This is a genomic window from Burkholderia sp. MSMB1072, from assembly GCF_001524725.1.
GTDB lineage: Bacteria > Pseudomonadota > Gammaproteobacteria > Burkholderiales > Burkholderiaceae > Burkholderia.
This window is the reverse complement of sequence record NZ_LOYC01000032.1, coordinates 19398-43126: the sequence shown is the minus strand read 5'-3', so window position 1 is coordinate 43126 and position 23729 is coordinate 19398. Positions and strand designations below refer to the sequence as shown.

The following is a 23729-nucleotide window of genomic DNA, read 5'->3' as shown; positions in this document are numbered from 1 at the left end:
CCCCCTTACGCCTTTTCGACCTTCACCAGGAACGACTTGAATTCCGGTGTATAGGAGTTGCCGTCGCCCACGGACGGAGTCAGGGTATTGGCGAGATAGCCGGGCTTCGTCAGGCCCTTGAAGCCCCAGTGCAACGGGACGCCGACCGTCTGGACCTTCCTGCCGTCGATCGTCAGCGGCTTGATCCGCTTCGTGACGAGGGCGACCGCGACGATGTAGCCGCGCTTGGACGACACCTTCACGCGCTCGCCATGCGCGACGCCGACTTCCTTCGCGAGGTCTTCGCCGATCTCGACGAATTGCTCGGGCTGGATGATCGAGTTCAGCCGCGCATGCTTGGTCCAGTAGTGGAAATGCTCGGTCAGCCGGTACGTCGTCGCGACGTGCGGGAACTCGGACACCTTGCCGAACGATGCCCGGTCGTCCGGGAACACGCGGGCGGCCGGGTTGTTCAGCGCCAGCGGGTTGCCCGGGTGCAGCGGGTTCGCGGCGAGCGGCGTCTCGAACGGCTCGTAGTGCTCGGGGAACGGACCTTCGTTCATCCCCGCGCGGGCGAAGAAGCGCGCGACGCCTTCCGGGTTCATGATGAACGGCCCCATCCCGTTTTCGGGCGGTTCGTCCACCTTGAAGTCCGGCACGTCGACGCCCTTCCACGCGCTGCCGTTCCAGCCGATCAGCTTGCGGGTCGGGTCGAACGGCTTGCCGGCGACGTCGCACGATGCGCGGTTGTACAGGATCCGCCGGTTCGCCGGCCATGCCCACGCCCAGTTCAGCGTCTGGCCGATGCCGGTCGGGTCGGAGTTGTCGCGGCGCCCCATCTGGTTGCCGGCCTGCGTCCACGCGCCGCAGAAGATCCAGCAGCCGCTCGCGGTCGTGCCGTCGTCCTTCAGTTGCGCGAATGCGGCGAGCTGCTCGCCCTTCTTCACGAGCGTCTTCGCCGGATCCTTCGGATCGGGCAGATCGGCGAGCGCTTTCCCGTTGAACTCCATCGCCAGCTCCTCCGGCGTCGGGCTTTCCGGGTTCGCGTACGGCCAGGTCAGGTTCACGATCGGGTCCGGGTACTTGCCGCCGTCCTTCTGGTACATCTTGCGCATGCGCAGGAACAGCCCCGACATGATCTCGAGGTCGCTCTTCGCTTCGCCCGGCGGCTCGGCGCCCTTCCAGTGCCACTGCAGCACGCGGCTCGAACTCACGAGCGAGCCGTCTTCCTCCGCGAAGCAGGTGGTCGGCAGGCGGAACACCTCGGTCTGGATCTTCGACGCATCGACGTCGTTGTAGTCGCCGTGAGGTTTCCAGAACTCGGACGTCTCGGTCGCGAGCGGATCCATGATCACGAGCCACTTCAGCTTCGCGAGGCCTGCCGCCGTCTTCACCTTCGACGGCGCCGCCGCGAGCGGATTGAAGCCCTGGCAGATGTAGCCGTTCATCTTGCCGGCATTCATCAGCTCGATCGCCTGCAGCAGGTCGTACTGCTTGTCCAGCTTCGGCAGGTAGTCGTAGGCCCAGTTGTTCTCGGCGGTGGCCGCGTCGCCCCACCACGCCTTCATGAAGCTGACGTGGAACGCCTTGTAGTTCTTCCAGTAGCTCAACTGGTTCGGCCGCAGCGGCAGCTGCACGCGCTTCTTGATGTACGCGTCGAAGTCCTGCTCGGCCTGCATCGGCAGCGTCATGTAGCCCGGCAGCAGGTTCGACATCAGCCCAAGGTCGGTCAGCCCCTGGATGTTCGAGTGACCGCGCAGCGCGTTCATCCCGCCGCCGGCGATGCCGATGTTGCCGAGCAGCAGCTGCACCATCGCGCCGGTGCGGATGATCTGCGCGCCGATCGAGTGGTGGGTCCAGCCGAGCGCGTACAGCACCGTGCCGGCGCGGCCGGGAACGGCCGTGGTCGCGAGCATCTCGCACACCTTCAGGAACTTGTCCTTCGGCGTGCCGCACGTCTGCTGGACCATGTCCGGCGTATAGCGCGCGTAGTGCTGCTTCAGCAGGTTGTAGACGCAGCGCGGATGCTGCAGCGTCGGGTCGACCTTCACGAAACCGTCGTCGCCGCGCTCGTAGTCCCAGCTCGATTTGTCCGGGTACGCGTGCTTCTCCGCGTCGTAGCCGGAATAGATGCCGTCGTTGAACGCGAAATCCTCGCGCACGATGAACGTGAAGTCCGTGTAATTCTTCACGTACTCATGCTGGATCTTGTCGTTCGTCAGCAGATAATTGATGACGCCGCCCAGGAAGACGATGTCGGTGCCGGTGCGGATCGGCGCGTAGTAATCGGCCACCGAGGCCGTACGCGTGAAGCGCGGGTCGACGACGATCAGCCGCGCCTTGCGGTGCGCCTTCGCCTCCGTTACCCACTTGAAACCGCACGGATGGGCCTCGGCTGCATTGCCGCCCATCACGAGAATCACGTCCGCGTTCTTGATGTCGACCCAATGGTTCGTCATCGCTCCACGGCCAAACGTCGGGGCAAGACCTGCCACCGTCGGGCCATGTCAGACACGCGCCTGATTGTCGAATGCGAGCATCCCGAGACTGCGGATGGTCTTGTGCGTCAGGTAGCCGACCTCGTTGCTGCCCGCCGACGCGGCCAGCATGCCGGTCGTGAGCCAGCGGTTGACCTTCGCGCCGTCTTCGGCCGTCTCGACGAAGTTCGCGTCGCGGTCGGCCTTCATCAGCTTCGCGATGCGGTCGAGCGCGTCGTTCCACGAGATGGGTTCCCACTTGTCCGAGCCGGGCGCCCGATACTCGGGATGCGTGAGGCGGTTCGGGCTGTGGATGAAGTCGATCAGGCTCGCGCCCTTCGGGCACAGCGTGCCGCGATTGACGGGGTGGTCGGGATCGCCTTCGATGTGGATGATGCTCGGCTGCGCATTCTTCGCCCCGTCGCCGAGGCTGTACATCAGGATGCCGCAACCCACTGAGCAGTAAGGACAGGTGTTGCGCGTTTCGACTGTGCGCGCCAGTTTGTACTGTCGGACCTCGGCCAGCGCTTCGGACGGAGAAAAGCCCATCAGGGCAAGACTCGATCCGGCAAGCGACGTGGCCGTCACCTTCAGGAACTGGCGCCGGGACATTTGTAGCATGGCGGTCTCGGCGTTATTGTGGGGTGGGGTGCAACTGAAAGGAATTATAGACAGTTCAGGCAACTATGATCGAATCCTCGGATCAATACCGATTTGTCCGACCAACTCTGCGATGATCCGCGTTCCGCGCGCAACCGAACCGTCATGAAACGACAGATCACTTCCGAAGCCACCCGTCTCGCCCAGCAGCAGGCCAACTGGGCCCTCACCGCGTTCAAGCGCTTCTCGTCCGACCGCTGCTCCGCGATGGCCGCGGGCATCGCGTTTTTCTCCGCGTTCTCGCTCGCGCCGACCCTCGTGATGGTGATCGCGGTGGCCGGCTGGTTCTACGGCGACGACGCCGCGCGCGGCCAGGTGTTCGAACAGGCGCACCAGTTGATCGGCGACGACGCGGCGGCCAGTATCCAGACGATCGTGCAGAACGCGCACCGCGCGGGCGAGCGCGGCGGCCTCGCCACGCTGATCTCGTTCGCCGCGCTCGCGATCGGCGCGTCGGCCACGTTCGCGTCGCTCAGCGCGGCGCTCAGCGTGATCTGGCCGGCCACCGAAAGCCGCTGGTCGAGCATGCTCGGGCTGGTGCGGGTGCGGCTGATCTCGTTCGGGCTCGTGCTCGGCGTCGCGTTCCTGCTGATCGTGTCGCTCGTGCTCGACACCGCGATCACCTTCATCGGCACCTGGCTGCTGGGCAATTCGCCGTACGTGGTCGTCACGAACTTCGTGCAGTTCTTCGTCGGCATCGCGGTGCTCGCGGCCGCGTTCGCTTCGTTGATGAAATTCCTGCCCGATGCGCGCGTCGCGTGGCGCGACGCCGCGATCGGCGGCATCGTGTCGGCGATCCTGTTCTCCGGCGGCAAGAAGCTGTTCGCGCTGTATCTCGCGCATGCGGGCACCGCGAGTGCGTTCGGCGCGGCCGGTTCGTTCGCGGTCCTGCTGATGTGGCTGTACTTCTCCGCGATCGTGCTGCTGCTCGGCGCGGAATTCGCGGCAGCCCGCGGCGACGCGCATCGGCCGGCCGAGCCTGCGGCGCCGGCCGCGTCCGCTCAAGCCGCCCATCAAGCCGGTCAAGCCGGTCAAGCCGAGCATCGCCCGCGCGACGACTGATTTGCCCGTCCGCTGAAAACGACCGTGCGTCGGTCTCGCGCGCCCCGCACACGCGCTCGCGCCTTTGCCATCCCGGCATTCGCCGCGCATTCGTGCAGCGTCGGCGCCATCTCGACACATCGACGCGCACGCACCTGCAACGGCAAACGTTTGCACACCCTCGTTTTCCTGCTGTAACGGGCCGAAACGGGGGGTCTGCCGACATGTGCGTCAACTACTGAAACAATCGCAACGCAGCAATTGTCAACTATTTCACAAACAGGAACAGTCGTTGATGTGCTTGATATATATGGACTTTTTCCCGCTGTTACCTTTTCGAGACACTTTATTTTTTAAGCTTTCTTGCGTGTATGGCACTGAGCTATTCTCCAATCCGCAACAAATAACGATGAATCACTTGCGTGGAGAAACTCAACGATGAAGAAACTTGCTCTCTCGACCCTCTCGCTCGCCCTGCTGGGCGCGGCCGGCGCTGCTCAAGCTCAGTCGAGCGTGACGCTGTACGGCGTGATCGACACGTCGATCACCTACGTTCACGGCAACGATGGTCAAGGTAACAATTCGTGGTCGATGGGTAGCGGCAACCTGCAAGGCAGCCGCTTCGGCCTGAAGGGTTCGGAAGACCTCGGTGGCGGCCTGAAGGCGATCTTCCAGTTGGAAAACGGCTTCAACTCGGCATCGGGTGCACTGGGCCAGGGTGGCCGCATGTTCGGTCGCCAGGCTTTCGTCGGTCTGCAAAGCGACCAGTACGGTACGCTGACGCTGGGTCGCCAGTACGACCCGCTCGTCGACCTGGTTCAGGCAGTCACGGCTGACAACTACTTCGGCAGCGTGTTCGCCACGCCGGGCGACGTCGACAACAACGACAACAGCCTGCGCGTCAGCAACGCGATCAAGTACACGTCGCCGGTCTGGGCAGGCCTGCAGGTCGAAGCGATGTACGCGCTCGGCGGCGTCGCCGGCGCAACCGGCAAGGGTCAGACGTGGGCGGCAGCTGCAGCGTACAACAACGGCCCGCTCGGCCTGGCTGCAGGTTACTTCCACGCGAACAACTCGGCTCCGCTGAACGCAACCGGCCAGCGCACCGGCTGGGCCGGCACGTCGGACGCGATCTTCGACGGCTCGGGCAGCTTCATCAACAACGCGTACACGTCGGCATCGTCGATCGGCATCGCGCAAGTCGCTGGCCAGTATGCATTCGGTCCCGTGACGTTCGGCCTCGGCTACAGCAACGCGCAGTACAAGGCGGATGCGAACTCGGGCTTCGGCACGAACCAGAAGTACAACACGGGCCGCGCGTTCGTCACGTACCAAGCATCGGCACCGCTGCTGCTGGGCGTCGGCTACATCTACACGAAGGGTAGCGGCCAGACGGACGCCAAGTATCACCAGGTTTCGCTCGGCGCGGACTACTCGCTGTCGAAGCGTACGGACATCTACCTGGTTGGCGCGTACCAGCACGCAAGCGGCCACAACGCCGACGGCAGCGATGCGCAAGCGTCGGTCGGTTCGTACGGCATCGCCGGCAAGAGCTCGCAGGAAATCGTCGCACTCGGCCTGCGTCACAAGTTCTAAAAACGAAGTATCCGGCGTGCATGGCGTCTTCGACGCCTTGTCGCCGACCTGGAAAGTCAGCCCCGGTTTCGGCCGCGGCTGGCTTTTTTTCGTCCGTCTCCTGCAGGCGCGGCCGGCACCGCCCGCAGGACCTCCGCGCCAAAGGCGAGCCCCGACATAGGTCCGCGCGCCGGCAGCGGCGCCTGGCGGCTGCAATGCATCCGCAACACCGTTTCCGATGTCAGGAGAGGTCGCCGTTTCTCCGTTCAGCGACTACCATCCGCATAGCCGGGGTCGCCCGGCTCGACCGATGCGAAATTTGTGCGCGCCGCGCGTCGATTCCGGCGGGCGTCGTCCGTCGTATCGATGGCGGCACACGGTTTGCCCCGGACCCATACAGACAGGAGACTCGTCATGACGATTCAGAAAATCACGCCTTTTCTCTGGTATTCGACGCAAGCCGAAGAAGCAGCGGCCTTCTATGCCGGCATCTTTCCGGACTCGCGCATCGTGCGCGTCACGGCCGTACCCGGCACCGACGGCACGCGGATGGTCGAATTCGAGCTGTTCGGGCAGCCATTCTTCGCGATGAGCCACCCGAGCACGGAGGCGTTCAATCACGCGATCTCGCTGCTCGTCAGTTGCGCGGACCAGGCGGAACTCGACCGCTACTGGAGCGCCCTGCTCGACAACGGCGGCACGGCCGACGGCTGCGGCTGGCTGAGGGATCGTTATGGCGTGTCGTGGCAGATCGTTCCGGAAGCGCTCATCCCGATGATGGCCGACCGCGACACGGTCAAGGCGGGGCGCGTGGCCGCCGCGATGATGCAGATGACCAAGTTCGACGACGCCGCGCTGAAGGCCGCCTTTGCGGGCACGGCGGGCTGACGACAGGGGCGGCCGGCGCTCGCGTGACGCCGCGTGCTGTCGCGCCTTCGTCAGCAGGATGGCGATCGTGATCGACCACCAGCGGCTCGACGATACCGGGCTTCCAGATCGCGGCGCAGCTATTCGCCTAACTGCAGTTCGCGTCGCGCCCGATGACGCCACGGCACCACGTCGCCGAGCGCGATGACGGTGATCTCCAGCGCACGCACACCGTCTCGACCGGGCAACGCCGACGCGCCGAGCAGGTCCGACATCAGCGCGCCGCTTCGTCCGGGCGCACCGCGACCGTCGCCAGCAAATCGATGTCGCCGCGCAATTTCAGGCCGCCGTCGAGCGTCGATCCGAACGGGTGGATCGCTTGCGGCATCGCACCGGGCTGCCGTTCGATCGCGGCGCGCGGCGGCGACCCGGCCGGCGATGTCGTACGGGAAGAGGTCCGTCACGATGACGAACCTGGCGACGCGCTCGCTACGGAACGCGACGAAACAGCGCCTCGCGCGCAAGAAGGTCGTCGCCCGGCGATGCGCATATGGATGCGAATGTGCGGCATACGATCCGCCGCCCATCGTGCGTCGGGCCGCCCGTCATTGCCACGCCGGCCGTTCGCTGCCGCGCGATTTGCGCGGCGCAATAAAAATCCCCGCACGCTGTCGCGTACGGGGATCGCGGGACATCGCAACGGCTGCCGACTTGCATTCGGCAGTCGTTGCGCGGCATTACGCTGCCGCGTCCTTCAGCTTCTTCAGCGCACGTGCCTTCACGCGCACGCTGGCCGGCTTCGCCGGGAACCAACGCTCTTCGCCCGTGAACGGATCCTTGCCGAAGCGCTTCTTCTTCGCCGGCACGACTTGTGCCGTGATCTTCAGCAGACCCGGCAGCGTGAACTCGCCTGCGCCCTTCTTGTGAACCGAGCCCAGCACGACGTTCTCGAGTGCGGCGAGCACTGCCTTGACCGCCTTCACTTCGACAGCTGCGCGCTCAGCGATGTGCGTTGCGAGCGATGCCTTCGTGAACTTGTCCTTCAGCGGCGTCGGAGCAGCCGGTGCTGCCTTCGCGACAGCCTTCTTGGCCACTACTTTCTTCGCGGGCGCAGCCTTTTTGGCAGCCACTTTCTTGGTGGCCGGTGCGGCAGCCTTCTTGGCCACCTTTTTTGCGGAAGTCGCCATGTTTCTCCTACCAGGTGTGGTCGTTGGATACACGAAGCGTGCAACGCGCGCGCTTCAACGCCGGATTCTACAAGCGCCTTGACGCTTCGTGCAGTACTTTTATGCGTTTTCACGGGGTTTCCCGCAGGTTTTGTTGCGCGCGACCGACTTCGTCGACGCTCGAGCGTGAAAAAACGCCTTCACGTATACGTCCGAACTCGAATTACGTTCGATATTTGCGCACCTATACTGGGCTCGCTCAATGCCCGGATGCCTCCATGCGCGAAGTCAGATACGTCAAAGGACTCGACGGCCTGCGAGCCCTCGCCGTCATCCTCGTTTTCCTGTCCCACAAGGGCCATGTCCTTGCCGTCGACGTCGGCAAGCTTGGCGTGTGGACGTTTTTCCTCATCAGCGGATTCCTGATCGTCGGCGAGCTGCATCGCAACCGCCAGGCGGTCGAGCGCGGCACCATGACGCGTCGCCACGCGCTGGCGCTGTTCCTGGCGAAGCGCGCGCTACGGATCTTTCCCGTGTATTACCTGCTGCTCGCGGCGCTCGCGATCGCGCACGCGCTGTTCTACCAGCGCGGCGTCAACCTCGGGCTCGCGTGGCACGCGGTGTTCCTGTCGAATTACTGGATCGGCGTCGTCAAGGACGGTTGGCCGGGCTCCACGTCGCACTTCTGGAGCCTCGCCGTTGAACAGCAGTTCTATCTGATCGCCCCGCTCGCGCTGCTCGCGCTGCCCGCCGCGCGACACGTCGCGCTCGGCGTCGCGGCCGTCGCGCTGTGCGCGCTCGCGCATCTCGCGCTCTACCTGTCGGACGCGTCGCCGGTACTGATCTACGCGTTTTCCCCGTGGAATTTCGCGTTGATCGCGCTCGGCGGCGTCGGCGCGATGGCGCTCGCCGATCGCGCCGACGCCACGCGCCGCGTGCCGCCCGCCTGGCTCGGCGCGGCCGGCGTCGCGTTCTTCCTCGTGCTGCCCGCCTGCACGGCGTTGCCCGATGCGGTCGCGGGGCTCGCGGATCTCGGCCTGTCCGTGTCGCTCGGCGCGCTGATGCTGTGGATCGTCAGCGAGCCCGAGCATCCCGTCGTCGCGCTGCTCGACTGGGCGCCGCTCGCCTATCTCGGCACGATCAGCTACGGCTTCTACCTGTTCCACAACCTGATTCCGGCGCGCTTCGGCGTGCTGCCCGCGTCGTTCGCGCACGTGCCGATACCGGACATCGTCCGCGACGCGCTGCCGGAAGTGCTGCAATTCGCGCTCGCCGTGCTGCTCGCGCACCTGTCCTGGCGCTATCTCGAAAAGCGGCTGCTCGACTTCAAGAAACCCATCGCCGCGATGCTGGCCCGGCACTTCGCCGCGCAGCCGAGCGCGTCGCCGCGTTGAGCGGCACACGAACGCAGCACGCGGCACTCGGCGGACGCCGGATCGCAACGCCGCGATACCGGCAACGAAGCCCGACGGCCGATGGCATCGCAGCCGATGTTGCGTCGTCGGGCGCCACCCGCGCGAGCGTCGTGCATACCGCGCAACCTATCCGCCGATCCGGTCACGCAGCGAATACTTCGGCACCGGTTTCACGCGCGACATCCCGCGTCATCGACACACTTCGCGCGTCGCGCCACGCCGCCCTCCGCACATTCCCGGCACCGCATGCAGACGTCGCGCACCAGGCTCGTGCGCCCGCAAAAACAAAAAAGCCCCGGCGCGCGAGCGGCCGGGGCCAACGGAACAACCACCACCTGAAACGACGGAGCGCGCGGCCGCTTAAGCGACGGCAGCCAGCGCGGGCAAACAGGTACGCAGGTACGCCTCGAATTCGCGGCTCACTTCCGGATGCTGGAGCGCGAGCTCGACGGTAGCCTTCAGATAGCCGATCTTGCTGCCGCAGTCGAAACGCGTGCCGTAGTAGCGATACGCGAGCACCTGCTCGTTCGCGAGCAGCGACTGGATGGCGTCGGTGAGCTGCAGTTCGCCGCCTGCACCCGGCTTGAGCTTGCGCAGGTGATCGAAGATCGTCGGCATGAACACGTAGCGGCCGACCACGCCGAGATTCGACGGTGCATCCTCGGGCGCCGGCTTCTCGATGATGCCCGACAGCTTGATGATGTCCTCTTCCCACTCCCGGCCTTCGACGACGCCGTACGAGCGGCTGTCCTCGCGCGGGATCGTCTCGACCCCGATCACCGAGCTGTGATAGTGGTCGAACACGTCGACGAGCTGCTTGAGCACCGGCTGTTCGCCGTGCAGCAGGTCGTCGGCGAGGATCACCGCGAACGGCTCGCCGTGCACGAGCTTCTCCGCGCACTGCACCGCGTGGCCGAGACCGAGCGCTTCCGGCTGGCGCACGTAGAAGCAGTTGACGTGGCTCGGCTTGATGCCGCGCACGAGTTCGAGCAACTTTTCCTTGCCGCGCGCCTCGAGTTCGGCCTCGATCTCGTACGACTTGTCGAAGTGATCCTCGATCGCGCGCTTGCTGCGCCCGGTCACGAAGATCATCTCGGTGATACCGGCGTTGATCGCTTCCTCGACCGCGTACTGGATCAGCGGCTTGTCGACGACGGGCAACATTTCCTTCGGGCTCGCCTTCGTTGCCGGGAGGAACCGCGTGCCGAGACCGGCAACGGGGAACACGGCCTTGGTAACTTTCAACATGTTCGCATCCTGATAGCGTTGACTGCGCCGCGTCGACCCGCGACCCGGCGCGATTGTGTTCCGAACGGCATATCGAGAATCGACGGTACTGCCAATTCCACTCCGCTCATTTTCGATATGGACTGATCGCCCAATTATTTCGGAAAAAATATAATCGTTTCAGTTCGGTCGATATTGCCGAACCGATTGCCGAAGCAGAAACAAATTACCGATTTCCCGGATACAAATTCTTACGATTCGAACTCCTCGATATAGGGCACGCCGCCCCGCTCGAGGCCGGGGCGGATCGGTTCGTTCTTCAGCGCCTCGCGGTACGCCGACAGCACGGCCATGACCAGCAGTACTGCAGCGCTCGCGATCCAATGCATGTCCATCTTGCCGCTCCTTGCATCAATCAACCGGAGCTTCAAACTATCAGAAAAAAATCGGCAAATAATTGGAGCTCCTCGACGGCCCTCCTTCATCCCTGAATAAACCCATGATGCGGAATACCGGAATTTCCGGCGAGATTTTTTTATTCATTGACCGAATTCTTGCGCATTACGATTGGATGAAACTTCCCGTCCATCCGTCGCAAGGAATCGAATCGCATGCAAGCTTTCAGCGGATCGTCTCTGGCCGCGCCGCCCGTCGCCGATCACAAGGAACACGTGATCGACGCGATGCGCGGCTTCGCGGCGCTGCTCGTCGCCTATTTCCACTGCCGCCAGGTCGTCTGGGTCGGCATGCAGAGCTTCCATCATGCTTACGGTCATGCACTGAGCCCGGGCGCGATCGCCGGCTACCTGACCTTTCCGTTTGCGTGGGGCTCCGCCGGCGTCCCGATCTTCTTCGTGATCAGCGGCTACTGCATCCACCGCAATGCGGCACTCAAGCTCGCGGCCAACCCCGCGTACCGGCTCGACGCGCCGAACTTCTGGGTGCGCCGCTTCGCGCGCATCTATCCGGTGCTGCTCGCCGCGCTGCTGTTCACGCTCGCGCTCGACGCGGTCAGCCTGCAGATCGAGCCCGTCAGCCACAAGATCCGCGACGTCGGCCTCGTCGCGTTCCTCGTGAACCTGTTCTCGCTGCAGGGCGTCGCCGGCTACACGTACGGGTCGAACGGCGCGTTGTGGACGCTGTCGCTGGAAGTGCAGTTCTACGCGATCTACCCGCTGCTGTTCGCGCTGCGCCGGCGCATCGGCATGCCGGCCGTCGTGGCCGCGGTCGCGCTCGTCAACGTCGCGTCGGCCTGGCTGCTCGAACGGCACGACCTGCAGTTCTTCACGTCGTACTGGCTGTCCTGGACGATCGGTGCATGGATCGCGGACGTGCGCGCGCAGCAGTCTCGCGGCACGGCCGTCGTGCCGTCGCGCGCGTGGTACGTCGCGGCCGCCGTGCTGCTGGCCGCCGGCTGCGGCGCATTCCATTTCGGCCAGTACGGCGCGTTCCAGCTGTGGTCGGCCGGCTTCGCATGCTTCCTGTATCGCGCGCTCGCCCGCCCGCCGCGCCCGACGCCGCCGCTGCGCGTGCTCAGCTGGTTCGGCGACTTCAGCTACTCGCTGTACCTGGTCCACCTGCCGCTGTTCGTCTGCCTCGGCTCGGTGCTGTTCCACTCCGAACTGCAACTGTCGATCTGGCCGTCGTTCGCGTTCATGGCCGTCGCGATTCCAGTGGCGTACCTGTTCTACCGGATGTTCGAACGGCCGGCGATGATGTGGTCGGCCAGCTTCAAGCCGACCCGCGCGGCCCGCGTCGTCGCGTCGTCGCCCGAACAGGCCGTCTGACCCGAGGCGGCCAGCTCGGTCGCCCCGTCCGGTCCGGAGCCCCCGCGCGGTATCTCGCCGCGCGGGGGCTCTTTCATGGCCGTCACGCGGTTGCGGGCCAGGTCGAGAGGAACCGGGCTGCCTGGTCCGTCCGACCGCGCTACGGCCCGCGTGGGCGGCTCCCTGGCGATATCCATGGCTGCGGCGGCAGCGCCTGATCGCCCCACGTTCCCGACGGCCCGGTTCCGTTCCAGAATGACGACCGGCCACGCCCGCGCCCGACTCGGCCCCGGGGGCGCAAACCCGCCTCTCCGCCGCAACCGCACGCGTCGCCCGCCGAAAAGCAAAGCCCCCGCGCAGCGCAACGCCGCATGGGGGCCCGTTTCCCGCCGGCTCGCACCGACCGCTACTTCTTCGCGTTCGCGGCCTTGGCCGCCTTGGCGGTATCCGCGAGGATCTTCTCGACCCGCTCCACGTAGGTTTCGGTGCCGAACCGGCGCACCGCGGTCGCACGCCCGCTCGCGACGAGCCGCTCGCGCAGCGCGCCGTCGCGCTTGAGCGCCGCCAGCGCATCGGCCAGCGCGGCCGCGTTGCCCGGCTCGCAGAGCAGCCCGTTGTCGCCGTCCTCGATGATCTCGACGACGCCGCCCGCGCGGGCCGCGACGACCGGCCGCCGCGCGAGCATCCCCTCGACGATCACGCGCCCGAACGGCTCCGGCGTGATCGACGTGTGCGCGACGACGTCGACCGCCGTCATGCATGCGGCCACGTCGCGCTGAAACCCGAGGAAATGCACGCGTTCGTCCATCCCGTGCTGCGCGACGTATTCGTGCAGTTGCGCCGCATACTCGTCCTCGCCGAACAGCGGCGCGCCGACCAGCACCACATGCATGTCGGGATGCCGCTCGGCGGCCTCCAGCAGCACGTGCTGCCCCTTCCAGCGCGCGAGACGGCTGAACGAGCCGACCAGCCAGGCGTCCTCGGGCAACCCGAGGCGCGCGCGCAGCGCGGCCTGGCTCACGCCTTTCAGCGCATCGAACGGTTCGGCCGAAATGCCGTTGAACACGACGTCGACGTGCTGCGGCGTGAAGCCCGTCAGCGCGCGGAACGCCTGCGCGGAGGCGTCGGAGTTCGCGATCACGCGCGTGACGCCAAGCCGCGCGCAGTACTTGATCGCCTGCAGCTGCTTGCCGCCGAAATGGTCGGTGCTGACGATGTCGCGCAGGTGCCAGACCACCGGCTTGCGCGCGAGCCGCCCGGCGAGCGCGGCGACCACCATCGCGCGTTGCGTGTTCGCGTAGATCACCTCGGCGCGGCGCGCGCGCCGGGCGACGTCGCGGACCAGCCGCACGAGCTGCTTCACCGCGCCGAACGACACGCCGCCCTGCTTGCGCACGCCCGCGAGCGCGCCCTGCTCGACCACGTCGACGCGCGCGCCGATCTCGTCGAGCGCCGCGCGGAACGGGCCGTCGTCGAACAGCAGCACGTCGGCGTTCGCGCGCATGTGCTTCATGATCTCGAGCAGCGACAGCTCGGCGCCGCCGAGCACGCCGCTCTGATCGAGCACGAGCGTCGCCGGACCGCGTGCGGCCGGCATCGGTGCGGCCGTGCCGCGCTGCGCGGTCGAGCCGGGCAGCGCTTGCTCCACGTAGTCGAGGAAGCGCCGCCGGAACGTATCGGCGGAAAACCGCTCCGCGTTCGCGCGGCAGGCGTCCGGCGTGAAGCGCTGCGGTGCGCGCTCGAAGTCGTCGACGGCCGCGACGATCGCGTGCGCCGTCTGTTCGTCGAAGAAGAGACCGGTCGGATTCAGGTTCGATTGCGGGTCGAGCACCGTTTCGAGCGCACCGCCCTTGCCGTATGCGATGACCGGCGTGCCGCACGCCTGCGCCTCGACGACCGAGATTCCGAAATCCTCCTCGGCCGCGAACACGAACGCCTTCGCGCGCCGCATCCGGTCGTGCAGCACCGCGAACGGCTGGTAGCCCATGATCTCGACGTTCGGGCCAGCCTTCGCACGAATCTTCTGCATCTCGGGGCCGTCGCCGATGACGACGAGCTTGCGCTCGGGCGTGCGCGAAAACGCCTCGACGATCAGATCGATCTTCTTGTACGGCACCATCCGCGACGCGGTCAGGTAGAAATCCTCCTTCACCGCGTTCAGCGAGAACGCGTCGACGTCGACCGGCGGGAAGATCACCGCCGCGTCGCGGTGATAGACCTTCTTGATGCGCCGGGCGATGAACGCGGAGTTCGCGACGAAGCCGTCCACCGCGTTCGCGGTACGCGTATCCCAGTTGCGGATGTAGTGCAGGATCATCCGCGCGAGCAGCGATTTCGGCCCGTGCGTGAGGTTCGACTGCTCCAGATACTGATGCTGCAGGTCCCACGCATAGCGGATCGGCGAATGCACGTAGCTGATGTGCACCTGGTCCGGCCCGGTCAGCACGCCCTTCGCGACCGCGTGGCTGCTCGAGATCACGAGGTCGTACTCGGACACGTCGAGCTGCTCGATCGCGAGCGGCATCAGCGGCAGGTAGCTGCGGTACTTGGTGCGTGCGAACGGCAGTTTCTGGATGAACGACGTCGTCACCCGCTTGCCGCGCACGAACGCGCGGTCGTCGAGGAAATCGACGAGGCTGAACAGGTCCGCGTCGGGAAAGCACGCGACGATCTGTTCGAGCACGCGCTCGGCGCCCGCATAGGTGACGAGCCAGTCGTGGACGATCGCCACGCGCAGCGCGCGCGCCGGCTGCCGCGCGCCGGCGCGCTCGGCCGGCACCGCGCGGTGCAGCGCGGCGGCATCGCCCGCGTGGGCCACGGCGGCATCGGCCGTGGCGAGATTCAGGACGGCGTGTTCCGCCAGATCGCGATTCATATGGTTTTCCTCGCATTGAGACGGACAAACAGGTCGCGCACGAGCGCGCGCAGCCCCGGGGTCATCGTGAGCGACCACGCGACGTTCAGCACCAGCACGACCGCGCACATGCCGATCGACTCGCCGAGCCCCGACCACGCCTGCGCCAGAAACAGGCTGGCGAGCAGGAAGGCGAGATGGGCCAGCATGTCGAGCACGATCGCGCGCATCCGGATCGCCGACAGGTACAGCAGCACGCCGTAATCGACGAGCGCGCGCGCCGCGACGACCACCGCCGCACCGATCAGCCCGAAGTGATGAATGCCGAGCCACAGGCCGCCGACGAAGAACGGCATCTCGACGAGCCCGGCGAATGCCGCGCGGGCCGGGTTGACCTGCGACTGGATCAGGATGCGCGTGACGCTCGCCTGACCGACGAGCCAGACGCTGATCACCAGCACGCGGCCCACCGGCGCCGAATGCGCGGCGAGATCGGCGCCCACCCACAGCGTGAGGAACGGCGCGAGCGCGAAGATCGCGACGATGCCGACCGGCGTGAACACGCCGTTCAGGAATTCGAGCGACTGGCGTGCGAGCGTGTCGGCATGGTCGCGGCCGACTGCCGACAGGCGCGGGAACAGCGTGCGCACCAGCGCGTTCGGCAGCATGTTCAGGCGCGTAACGAGGTTCTGCGGCACCGTGTAGTAGGTGACGAACTTCGCGCCCATGCCGGCGCCGAGCATCACGCGATCGAGCGTGTCGGCGATCATGCTCGTCATGCTCGCGATCAGCATCCAGCCGCCGAAGTTGAACAGCCCTTTCGCGGTGCCCCACTGCGGCGGGTCGATGCGCCGGATCCCGAGCACCTTGATGCTCGCGTGACCGAGCATCGCCGCGGCGATCAGCCGCGCGACGACGGCCGCGGCGAGCACCGTCTGCAGGTTCGGCGCGATCCACCACGCGGCGCCGAGCGGCAGCAGCTGGAACAGGAACGTGCCGATCGTCTGGTTCGTGTTGAACACGCCGAACCGTTCGGCGCCGTTGATCGCGCCGGCGAACACCCACGACACGTTCGCGAGCGGAATCGCGAGCGCGAGCCACGGCAGCGCCAGATACACCTCGTGCTGCATCGCGGCCGACACCTTCGTGAAATACGCGGTGTAGACGAACGCGCCGAAGTAGATCAGCAGCCCGCCCGCGATGCCGGTGCCGAGATTCAGCCAGAACGCGCTCCAGAACACCCGCGCGCTTTCGTCGGCGTTGCCGCTCGCGAGCGCCTTCGAGATGTGGTTCTGTGCGGCCATGCTCATCCCGAGATCGAGGATCCCGAAATAGCCGATCAGCGTCCACACGAGGCTGACGACGCCGTAGCGTTCGACGCCGAGCGCATGGATATAGGCGGGCACCGTCACCAGCGACACGAAGGTCGGCAGGATCAGCCCGATGAAGTTGATCGAAACGTTCTTGAGTATGCCTTTGTCCATGCTTGTGCCTTGTGTGACGGCGACGACGTCGTGGGCGGCGCGCCGCCCGTCACGGTTTCCAGCGATACATCAGCACCTTGCCGCGCGCGTCTTCCTCGACGAACACCAGGTACTCGCCGTTCTCGCGCCGGAATGCGCTGATGCCGAACGGCACGTCGACCCAGCCGGACGCCTTGCCGACCTCCGCGCCCGGGCTCATCACGCCCACTTCCTTGCCGGTGTCCTTGTCGTACACGTGGATCTTGCCGACCGGCTCCACGGTGAAGATGTAGCGGCCCTCGACCGTGATCCCGATCAGGTCGAAGATCGGCTTCGCATCGAGCTTCCACGGCAACGCCACCTGGTAGCGCACGACCGGCGAGCCCGTCGACCACTTGTCGAAGCGGATCAGCACGCGCCCCACTTCCTTGTTGATGCCCGGCTGCGGCGGCGCGTCGGCCGTGTAGCCGGTCGCGTACAGCGTGTCGGTCTGCGGCTCGTAGATCGCACGGCGCAGCTGCGTGAACGGCTGCGGCATCGGGTAGGTCGTGACCTTGTCGTACGAATAGATCGGGTTGCCGGCCTTGTCGACACCGCCGTACTGGAAGCGGTGGATGCCGCGCACGTCGCTCGTGCGCCAGATGTCGCCCTTCGTGTCGACCCACCAGCCCCAGCCGCCCGCCTTCGCCTTGCCGGTCGTGTTGATCTCGAACTCGTCGGCGTCGATCCGGCCGTTGCCGTTCGCGTCGCGCCACAGCCAGTCGCCGCCCGGCGGTTTGTTCGGCACCTTGTCGACCGGCCGCGCGCGGCCCGCGATCAGGCCGGACGGAATCGCCACCTCGCCGTCGCGCTTCGCGTCGAAGCGGTAGATCTTCAGGTGATCGGCGTACATGTCGGTCAGGTACAGGAACGTACGGCCGTCGACGCGCCGCGCGATCGGCATGCCCGGATACTGGTCCGTGTGGAACACCGGATCGTCCGGATACTTGAAGCGGTTCGACAGGAAGCCGACGTATTTCCAGTCCTGGCCCGGCGGCTTCGACAGGTCGAGCTCGAAGCGCTTGTTGCCCGTGTACACGCTGTTCGGCCGCGCGGGGTCGAGCCATGCGCCATCGACGAACAGCAGCCCCTGCACCTGCCAGCGCAGCTTGCCGTCCGGCGTATAGCTTTCCAGCACCGCGCCGAGCCCCGCGCCGATCGTGTCGTGGCGCGGCCCGATCCCGTTCATCGACACATAGATGTTGCCGGCACGGTCGACGCCGACGCCCGTCAGCCCGTTGAAGCGCTGCGGTCCGGGCCGGCCCGGCACCGGGCCCGCGAAGATGCCGCCGCGCTCGCCGAGCGTGCCCGACTGCGCATAGCCCTTGCCGCCTTTCGAGAAGATCAGGATCTGCTGGCGCGGCCCGTTGTCCGCGACCAGCACGCGCCCTTTCGCATCGACCGCGACGTCCACCGCGTCGGTGCCTTCCGGCAACGCCGGCGCGTCGTCGAGCTTGCTGCCGTCGGCCCGCACGTGCACCAGATGCGCCGGCCCGCCCAGCGTATCGGTCAGCAGCCACAGCGTGCCGTCGCCCGCGAGCGCGATGCGGCCCGGCTCGTGCGCGCTCCACGTGCCCTTCCGCTGCATCGTCTCCGCGTCATACACCTCCACCGCGTCGCGCGACGGATTGGTGGCGAACAATGTCTTGTCGTCGGCCGCGAGGCCGCCCGCTTCCGCCTTCGCGTCGCCCACTTCCGAGCGCGCGGGCGCCGGCACCTCGTTCATCACCATGAAGCTCGCAGCCATCCGCGCGCGGCCGGCGTCGGCACGCCCGCCCGGCGCGACTTGCGGCGACGCGCGAAACGGTGCCGGCTGCTTCATGTCGCCGATCGCGCGCCGCGAGATGCCGAACCATTGCTTGCCCTTGTCCGGCCAGATGCCGGGCGACTGCAGATGGCCGCGCTCATTGCCGACGCCGATCGCGACGTACGCATATTTGCTGTTGACGGCGATCGCGTTGCCGCCGAGATTGCCCCAGCCGTGCGTGCCGCCGGCGAAGCCGAGCATCTTCCCGTCCTGATAGACGCTCGCCTCGGCACCGCTCTCGTCCCACGGCGCATTCGTATACACCTTGCCCTCGGGCGTCACCGCGATCGCGCGGATGTCGATCTGCGTCCATGCGCCGTCGCCATAGCCGAACGTGTTGCCGATCCACGACGTCGTCGCGGGCAACACCGTTTCGGCCGGCACGGCGCTCGTCAGCAGTGCCGCGCATACCGTCATGCCAACCAGAATCAGACGTCGCAATGCGCTTCTCCAGACTCGATACGACAGCGACCGGCGCCGCCACGGATCGCCCGCAGCCGCGCCCTGTCGCTAAATGGGTTTCAAACGTCGCGATGCAGGTTACAAGCAAAAATAATCACAAGAAATTTGGAAATATTTGGGGATGTTTCTGCCTGAAATATCGAACCGGAACAGCGTGTAAATGGCGTCCGAAAACGGCAATAACGACCGCCCTTCGGCCGCCGCCGTGTAGAAAATTCCGCTCTGCGCCGCCTGTCGCGCCCGCCCGGCCGCCAACCTTTCATCTCGCGATCGTAATAACCGGCATTTGGATGTTGATCGGCAGATAAATGTCGCGCGTTTTTTTACCGATTTCTTTTCCCTAGAATCGATTTCGATTTCATATTCCATTTAAAGGCATGCAATACGTACACGCATCGGATGCGGGTCGTGAAGGAGCCGCGCGATGACGGCCCTGTCGCGCACCGCCGACCTCGCCCCGCCGCAACACGGCCGCATCGTCCAGCTCGACGGGCTGCGCGCGATCGCGGTCGGCGCCGTGTTCCTGCAGCACGCGCTGAAGGCGCCGCTGTGGATGGGCGTCGATCTGTTCTTCGTGCTGAGCGGCCTGCTGATCACCGGCATCCTGCTCGATCGCAAGGCGCGCGGGCAGTCGTACTTCAGCCACTTCTATGCACGCCGCGTGCGCCGCATCCTGCCGCCGTACGTGCTGCTGCTGGCGGTGTCGACGCTGCTGTTCGGCGCGAGCTGGCTGCCGCATTGGCCGTGGTTCGCGTTCTTCTCGACCAATATCGGGCTGTCGCTCGGCAGCATCGGCCATGACAGCCTGAACGTGCTGTGGTCGCTCGCGGTCGAGGAGCAGTTCTACATCTTCTGGCCGTTCGTCGTGCTCTGGTGCTCGGAGCGCGCGCTGCTGTGGGTCGCCGCCGCGCTGATCGTCGCGGCGCCGGTGCTGCGCGCGATCGCGACGCCGTGGTTCGATTCGTTCTGGCCGATCTACTACCTGACGCCGTTCCGGATGGACCTGCTCGCGGCCGGCGCATTGCTCGCGATCGTGCTGCGCCGCGACCGGCGCGCGCTGGAGCCGTTCTATCCGCTCGCGATCGTCGGCGCGCTCGTATCGCTAGCGATTCTCGGCTGGCTGCACCTGTCGTTCCCGCGCTTTCGCGCCGCGAACACGCCGATGTCGAATGCGGCGCTCTACAGCATCTCGCTGCTGCTGTGCACGTCGATCGTCGTGATCGCGCTGCGCGGCCGCGGCCTCGTGCAGCGCGTGCTGACGAACCCGTTGCTCGTCTACGTCGGCACCGTCAGCTACACCGTCTACCTGATCCACCTTAGCGTGCTGTATGCGCTGTGGCCGCTGCACCTGAACCGCTTCGTCACGGCCGCGCTCGCGCTCGCGATCAGCCTCGCTTACGCAACCCTGAGCTGGTACGGCTTCGAACGGCGCCTGACGCGCGGGCCTGCGCGCCGTACGTTGCCGGCTGCCGCCGGCACGACCGCCTGAATTTCATCATCCATCGCTTCTACCAGGACAACGCCATGAGCCAAACTCGTAAAAAGGCCATCATCACCGGAATTTCGGGGCAAGACGGTGCGTACCTGACCAAACTGCTGCTCGACAAGGGCTACGAAGTCACCGGCACCTATCGCCGCACCAGCTCGGTGAATTTCTGGCGCATCGCCGAGCTTGGCGTCGACACGCATCCGAATCTGACGCTCGTCGAACACGACCTGACCGACGCCGGTTCGAGCCTGCGCCTGCTCGAACGCACGCAGCCGGACGAGCTCTACAACCTCGCCGCGCAAAGCTTCGTCGGCGTGTCGTTCGACCAGCCGGCGACGACCGCCGAAGTGACCGGCATCGGCCCGCTGAACCTGCTCGAGGCGATTCGCGTCGTGAGCCCGAAGACGCGCTTCTACCAGGCGTCGACGTCCGAGATGTTCGGCAAGGTGCAGGCCATTCCGCAAACGGAAACCACGGCGTTCTATCCGCGCAGCCCGTACGGCGTCGCGAAACTGTACGCGCACTGGATGACCGTGAACTACCGCGAGTCGTACGGCCTGTTCGGCAGCAGCGGGATCCTGTTCAACCACGAATCGCCGCTGCGCGGCCGGGAATTCGTCACGCGCAAGATCACCGACACGATCGCGAAGATCAAGCTGGGCAAGGCGAGCCGCCTCGAACTGGGCAATCTCGACGCGAAGCGAGACTGGGGCTTCGCGCTCGAATACGTCGAAGGCATGTGGCGGATGCTGCAGGCCGACGAGCCCGACACCTACGTGCTGGCGACCAACCGGACCGAAACCGTGCGCGACTTCGTGCGGATGGCGTTCGCGGCGGCCGGCTACCAGATCGAATGGACCGGCAAGGGCGAGCAGGAGCGCGGCCTCGACGCATCGACCGGCAACGTGCTCGTCGAAGTGAACCCGAAGTTCTACCGCCCGGCCGAAGTCGATCTGCTGATCGGCTGCGCGGACAAGGCGAAAAGCAAACTCGGCTGGGCACCCAGGACGACGCTCGAACAACTTTGCCAGATGATGGTCGAAGCGGATTTGACGCGGAACCAACACCATGACACGTTCTGAAACCGGGCGTCCGTCGCGCCGTGCGTTCGTCACGGGCCTGACGGGCTTCACCGGTCGCTACATGGCCGAACGCCTGCAGGCGGCCGGCTATGACGTCTGGGGCACGGTCGCGCCCGGCGCGCCCCGCCCCGCCGATCCGGCGTTCGCACACTGCACGCTGGTGCCCGTCGACCTGCTCGACGCCGATGCAATGCGCGCGGCTGCGGCCGACGCGCGACCCGACGCGGTCGTGCATCTCGCCGCGCGCGCGCATGTCGCCCAGGACGAGCCGTCGCAGACCTACGCGGTCAACATCGTCGGCACGCGCAATCTGCTGGCGGCGCTCGCCGGCCTCGACCGCCGCCCGTCGGCCGTGCTGCTGGCAAGCAGCGCGAACATCTACGGCAACTCGACGGCCGGCGTGCTCGACGAAACCGTCGCGCCCGCCCCGGCGAACGACTACGCGGTCAGCAAGCTCGCGATGGAATATGCGGCGAAGCTATGGGCCGACCGGCTGCCGATCGTGATCGCGCGGCCGTTCAACTACACGGGCGTCGGCCAGAGCGATGCGTATCTGCTGCCGAAGCTCGTCGCGCACTATGCGTCCAACGCACCGCGGATCTCGCTCGGCAACCTCGACGTGAGCCGCGATTTCTCCGACGTGCGCGACGTGACGGCCGCCTATCTGAAGCTGGTCCAAGCCGCGCCGGCCGGCGAGACGTTCAACGTCTGCTCGGAGCGCGCGTATTCGCTGAAGGAAGTGCTGGCGATGCTGTCGCGCATCGCCGGCTACGTGATCGACGTGACGATCGATCCGCGCTTCGTGCGGCACAATGAAGTGAAAAGCCTGAGCGGGTCGCGCGACAAGCTGCGGCGCGCGGTAGGCGAACTACCTGTCACGCCGCTCGACGAAACGCTGCGATGGATGGTGGACGCGATGCGTGCCGCACCGCACGGGCACGCCGCTGGCTGAACGAGAAAACACGCGCGCGACGGCATGCGCCGAAACGACAACGGGCCGCTCTTTCCCGAGCGGCCCGTTTCATCGATGCCGAACGAACCTCGGCCGTAGCGCTCAGCCGTCCAGACCGCGCGCCAGATCGTTGCGAATGTCGCCCGCGTGCTCGAGGCCGACCGCGAGGCGGATCAGCCCTTCGGTGATTCCCGCCGCCGCGCGCGCTTCCGGCGTGATGCGGCCGTGCGTCGTGGTGGCCGGATGCGTGATCGTCGTGCGCGTGTCGCCGAGGTTGCCGGTGATCGACACCAGCCTGGTGCCATCGATCACGCGCCATGCGTTCGCGCGCTGCTGCTCGGGCGTATCGCCCTTCAGCTCGAACGACACGATCGCGCCGCCCGCCTTCTGCTGGCGCTTCGCGAGTTCATGCTGCGGATGCGATTCGAGCCCCGGATAGAACACCCGCGCCACCGCCGGATGCGAGTCGAGCCAGCGCGCGATCTCCAGCGCATTCGCCGATTGCTTCTCGACGCGCAGCGACAGCGTCTCCATTCCCTTCAGCAGCACCCACGCGTTGAACGCCGACAGCGTCGGACCGGCGCTGCGCACGAACGGGAACACCTTGCCCATGATGAATTCCTTCGAGCCGACCAGCGCGCCGCCGAGCACGCGGCCCTGCCCGTCGAGGAATTTCGTCGCCGAGTGCATCACGACGTCCGCGCCGAGCTTCAGCGGCTGCTGCAGCACCGGGCTGCAGAAACAGTTGTCGACGACGAACAATGCGTTCGCGGCCTTCGCGATCCTGCCGATCGCCTCGATGTCGGCGAGCTCGGTCAGCGGGTTCGACGGCGTCTCGAGGAAGAACATCTTCGTTTCCGGCCGCACGGCTTCCTGCCACGCGTTCAGGTCGGTCGGGTCGACGAAGGTGGTCGTAATCCCGAACTTGCTGAAGATCTGCGAGAACATCCCGAGCGTCGAGCCGAACAGGCTGCGCGAGCTGACGAGGTGGTCGCCCGCCTGCAGCGCGGACATCACGACCGACATGATCGCGGCCATGCCCGACGCCGTCGCGATGCACGCCTCGCCGCCCTCGAGCGCGGCGAGACGCTCCTGGAACATGGTGACGGTCGGATTCGTGAAGCGCGAGTACGTGAAATAGTCTTCCGAATTCGCGAAGCGCTCGGCCGCGTCGGCGGCGCTCGAGAAGCAGAAGCTCGACGTGAGGAACAGCGCTTCCGAATGTTCGTTGAAGTCGCTGCGCAGCGTGCCCGCGCGCACCGCAAGCGTGTCGAAGTTGAGGGAGTCGTCCATGTTCCGTTTTCCGTATTCGATGGCCGCGCCGACGGTCGTGCATATGGCGCGGACCCGGTCAAAACCCAGGCCAAAAACAAAAAGCCCGCTATGCGTCGGCATCAGCGGGCTTCGG

The 23729-nt window shown here is 66.1% G+C and carries 17 protein-coding genes and 1 pseudogene; 8 read left to right on the top strand and 10 right to left on the bottom strand.

Translation table 11 applies throughout. The features are described from left to right. Window positions 1-5: 5 nt before the first annotated feature. Window positions 6-3077 carry a formate dehydrogenase-N subunit alpha gene (gene fdnG, locus WS89_RS16640; RefSeq protein ID WP_082742250.1) on the bottom strand — a complete coding sequence of 1024 codons (3072 nt, stop codon included), beginning with the start codon at window positions 3075-3077 and terminating at the stop codon, window positions 6-8. A 144-nt stretch (window positions 3078-3221) separates the two neighbouring features. Between fdnG and WS89_RS34665 the strand changes: the two genes are divergently transcribed. The 3 genes from WS89_RS34665 to WS89_RS16620 all read left to right on the top strand — a co-directional run bounded on the left by WS89_RS34665 (window position 3222) and on the right by WS89_RS16620 (window position 6620). Next, window positions 3222-4178 (top strand): YihY/virulence factor BrkB family protein, encoded by a 957-nt coding sequence (locus tag WS89_RS34665; RefSeq protein WP_059792088.1) that lies wholly within the window; start codon window positions 3222-3224, stop codon window positions 4176-4178. A gap of 417 nt (window positions 4179-4595) precedes the next feature. Further along, window positions 4596-5753, top strand: a complete 1158-nt coding sequence (locus WS89_RS34660) for a porin (RefSeq protein WP_059501132.1) — start codon at window positions 4596-4598, stop codon at window positions 5751-5753. A gap of 393 nt (window positions 5754-6146) precedes the next feature. Further along, window positions 6147-6620 carry a VOC family protein gene (locus WS89_RS16620; RefSeq protein WP_059792018.1) on the top strand — a complete coding sequence of 158 codons (474 nt, stop codon included), beginning with the start codon at window positions 6147-6149 and terminating at the stop codon, window positions 6618-6620. A gap of 24 nt (window positions 6621-6644) precedes the next feature. On the opposite strand, the pseudogene WS89_RS32555 reads toward WS89_RS16620, so the two are convergent. Together WS89_RS32555 and WS89_RS16615 are read right to left on the bottom strand one after the other, a co-directional pair. Beyond that, window positions 6645-7008, bottom strand: a pseudogene (locus WS89_RS32555) (AadA family aminoglycoside 3''-O-nucleotidyltransferase); the annotation flags it as partial. Between the two features lie 328 nt (window positions 7009-7336). Then, complete coding sequence (locus WS89_RS16615) at window positions 7337-7786, bottom strand: HU family DNA-binding protein (protein ID WP_006492882.1); 450 nt, start codon at window positions 7784-7786, stop codon at window positions 7337-7339. 257 nt (window positions 7787-8043) lie between these two features. Between WS89_RS16615 and WS89_RS16610 the strand changes: the two genes are divergently transcribed. Continuing rightward, window positions 8044-9159: an acyltransferase family protein gene (locus WS89_RS16610; RefSeq protein ID WP_059792013.1), complete on the top strand. Its 1116-nt coding sequence runs from the start codon at window positions 8044-8046 to the stop codon at window positions 9157-9159. 381 nt (window positions 9160-9540) lie between these two features. Here WS89_RS16610 and galU read toward each other — a convergent pair whose 3' ends face one another. Together galU and WS89_RS34230 are read right to left on the bottom strand one after the other, a co-directional pair. Beyond that, window positions 9541-10428 (bottom strand): UTP--glucose-1-phosphate uridylyltransferase GalU, encoded by an 888-nt coding sequence (gene galU, locus WS89_RS16605; protein ID WP_059501135.1) that lies wholly within the window; start codon window positions 10426-10428, stop codon window positions 9541-9543. A gap of 230 nt (window positions 10429-10658) precedes the next feature. Further along, window positions 10659-10802 (bottom strand): hypothetical protein, encoded by a 144-nt coding sequence (locus tag WS89_RS34230; protein WP_006479318.1) that lies wholly within the window; start codon window positions 10800-10802, stop codon window positions 10659-10661. 216 nt (window positions 10803-11018) lie between these two features. Between WS89_RS34230 and WS89_RS16600 the strand changes: the two genes are divergently transcribed. Further along, window positions 11019-12194: an acyltransferase family protein gene (locus tag WS89_RS16600; RefSeq protein WP_034205151.1), complete on the top strand. Its 1176-nt coding sequence runs from the start codon at window positions 11019-11021 to the stop codon at window positions 12192-12194. 385 nt (window positions 12195-12579) lie between these two features. Here the strand turns inward: WS89_RS16600 and WS89_RS16595 are convergent, their stop codons facing one another. The 4 genes from WS89_RS16595 to WS89_RS33800 all read right to left on the bottom strand — a co-directional run bounded on the left by WS89_RS16595 (window position 12580) and on the right by WS89_RS33800 (window position 19167). Then, window positions 12580-15048 carry a glycosyltransferase family 4 protein gene (locus WS89_RS16595; protein ID WP_059501136.1) on the bottom strand — a complete coding sequence of 823 codons (2469 nt, stop codon included), beginning with the start codon at window positions 15046-15048 and terminating at the stop codon, window positions 12580-12582. After that, window positions 15045-16511: a flippase gene (locus tag WS89_RS16590; protein ID WP_059501137.1), complete on the bottom strand. Its 1467-nt coding sequence runs from the start codon at window positions 16509-16511 to the stop codon at window positions 15045-15047. Before WS89_RS16590 ends, WS89_RS16595 begins: the two co-directional genes overlap by 4 nt. Window positions 16512-16560: 49 nt before the next feature. Continuing rightward, window positions 16561-18753, bottom strand: coding sequence for a hypothetical protein (locus WS89_RS16585; RefSeq protein ID WP_059792011.1), 2193 nt, complete (start codon window positions 18751-18753; stop codon window positions 16561-16563). Window positions 18754-18876: 123 nt separating this feature from the next. Beyond that, complete coding sequence (locus WS89_RS33800; protein ID WP_156440558.1) at window positions 18877-19167, bottom strand: hypothetical protein; 291 nt, start codon at window positions 19165-19167, stop codon at window positions 18877-18879. 55 nt (window positions 19168-19222) lie between these two features. On the opposite strand from WS89_RS33800, the gene WS89_RS16580 reads away from it, so the two are divergent. Genes WS89_RS16580 through WS89_RS16570 form a run of 3 tightly spaced genes read left to right on the top strand, consistent with a single transcriptional unit; the run spans window position 19223 to window position 22321 of the window. Next, window positions 19223-20287: an acyltransferase family protein gene (locus WS89_RS16580; protein WP_059792009.1), complete on the top strand. Its 1065-nt coding sequence runs from the start codon at window positions 19223-19225 to the stop codon at window positions 20285-20287. A gap of 35 nt (window positions 20288-20322) precedes the next feature. Beyond that, a complete protein-coding gene (gene gmd / locus WS89_RS16575) occupies window positions 20323-21369 on the top strand; it encodes a GDP-mannose 4,6-dehydratase (protein WP_059792007.1) in 1047 nt (348 codons plus the stop codon). Further along, the gene (locus WS89_RS16570) at window positions 21356-22321 is read left to right on the top strand and encodes an NAD-dependent epimerase/dehydratase family protein (RefSeq protein WP_059792005.1); all 966 of its coding nucleotides are present in this window, start codon (window positions 21356-21358) and stop codon (window positions 22319-22321) included. Before gmd ends, WS89_RS16570 begins: the two co-directional genes overlap by 14 nt. 102 nt (window positions 22322-22423) lie before the next feature. Here WS89_RS16570 and WS89_RS16565 read toward each other — a convergent pair whose 3' ends face one another. Continuing rightward, window positions 22424-23614 (bottom strand): O-succinylhomoserine sulfhydrylase, encoded by a 1191-nt coding sequence (locus WS89_RS16565; protein WP_059501141.1) that lies wholly within the window; start codon window positions 23612-23614, stop codon window positions 22424-22426. Window positions 23615-23729 lie beyond the last annotated feature (115 nt).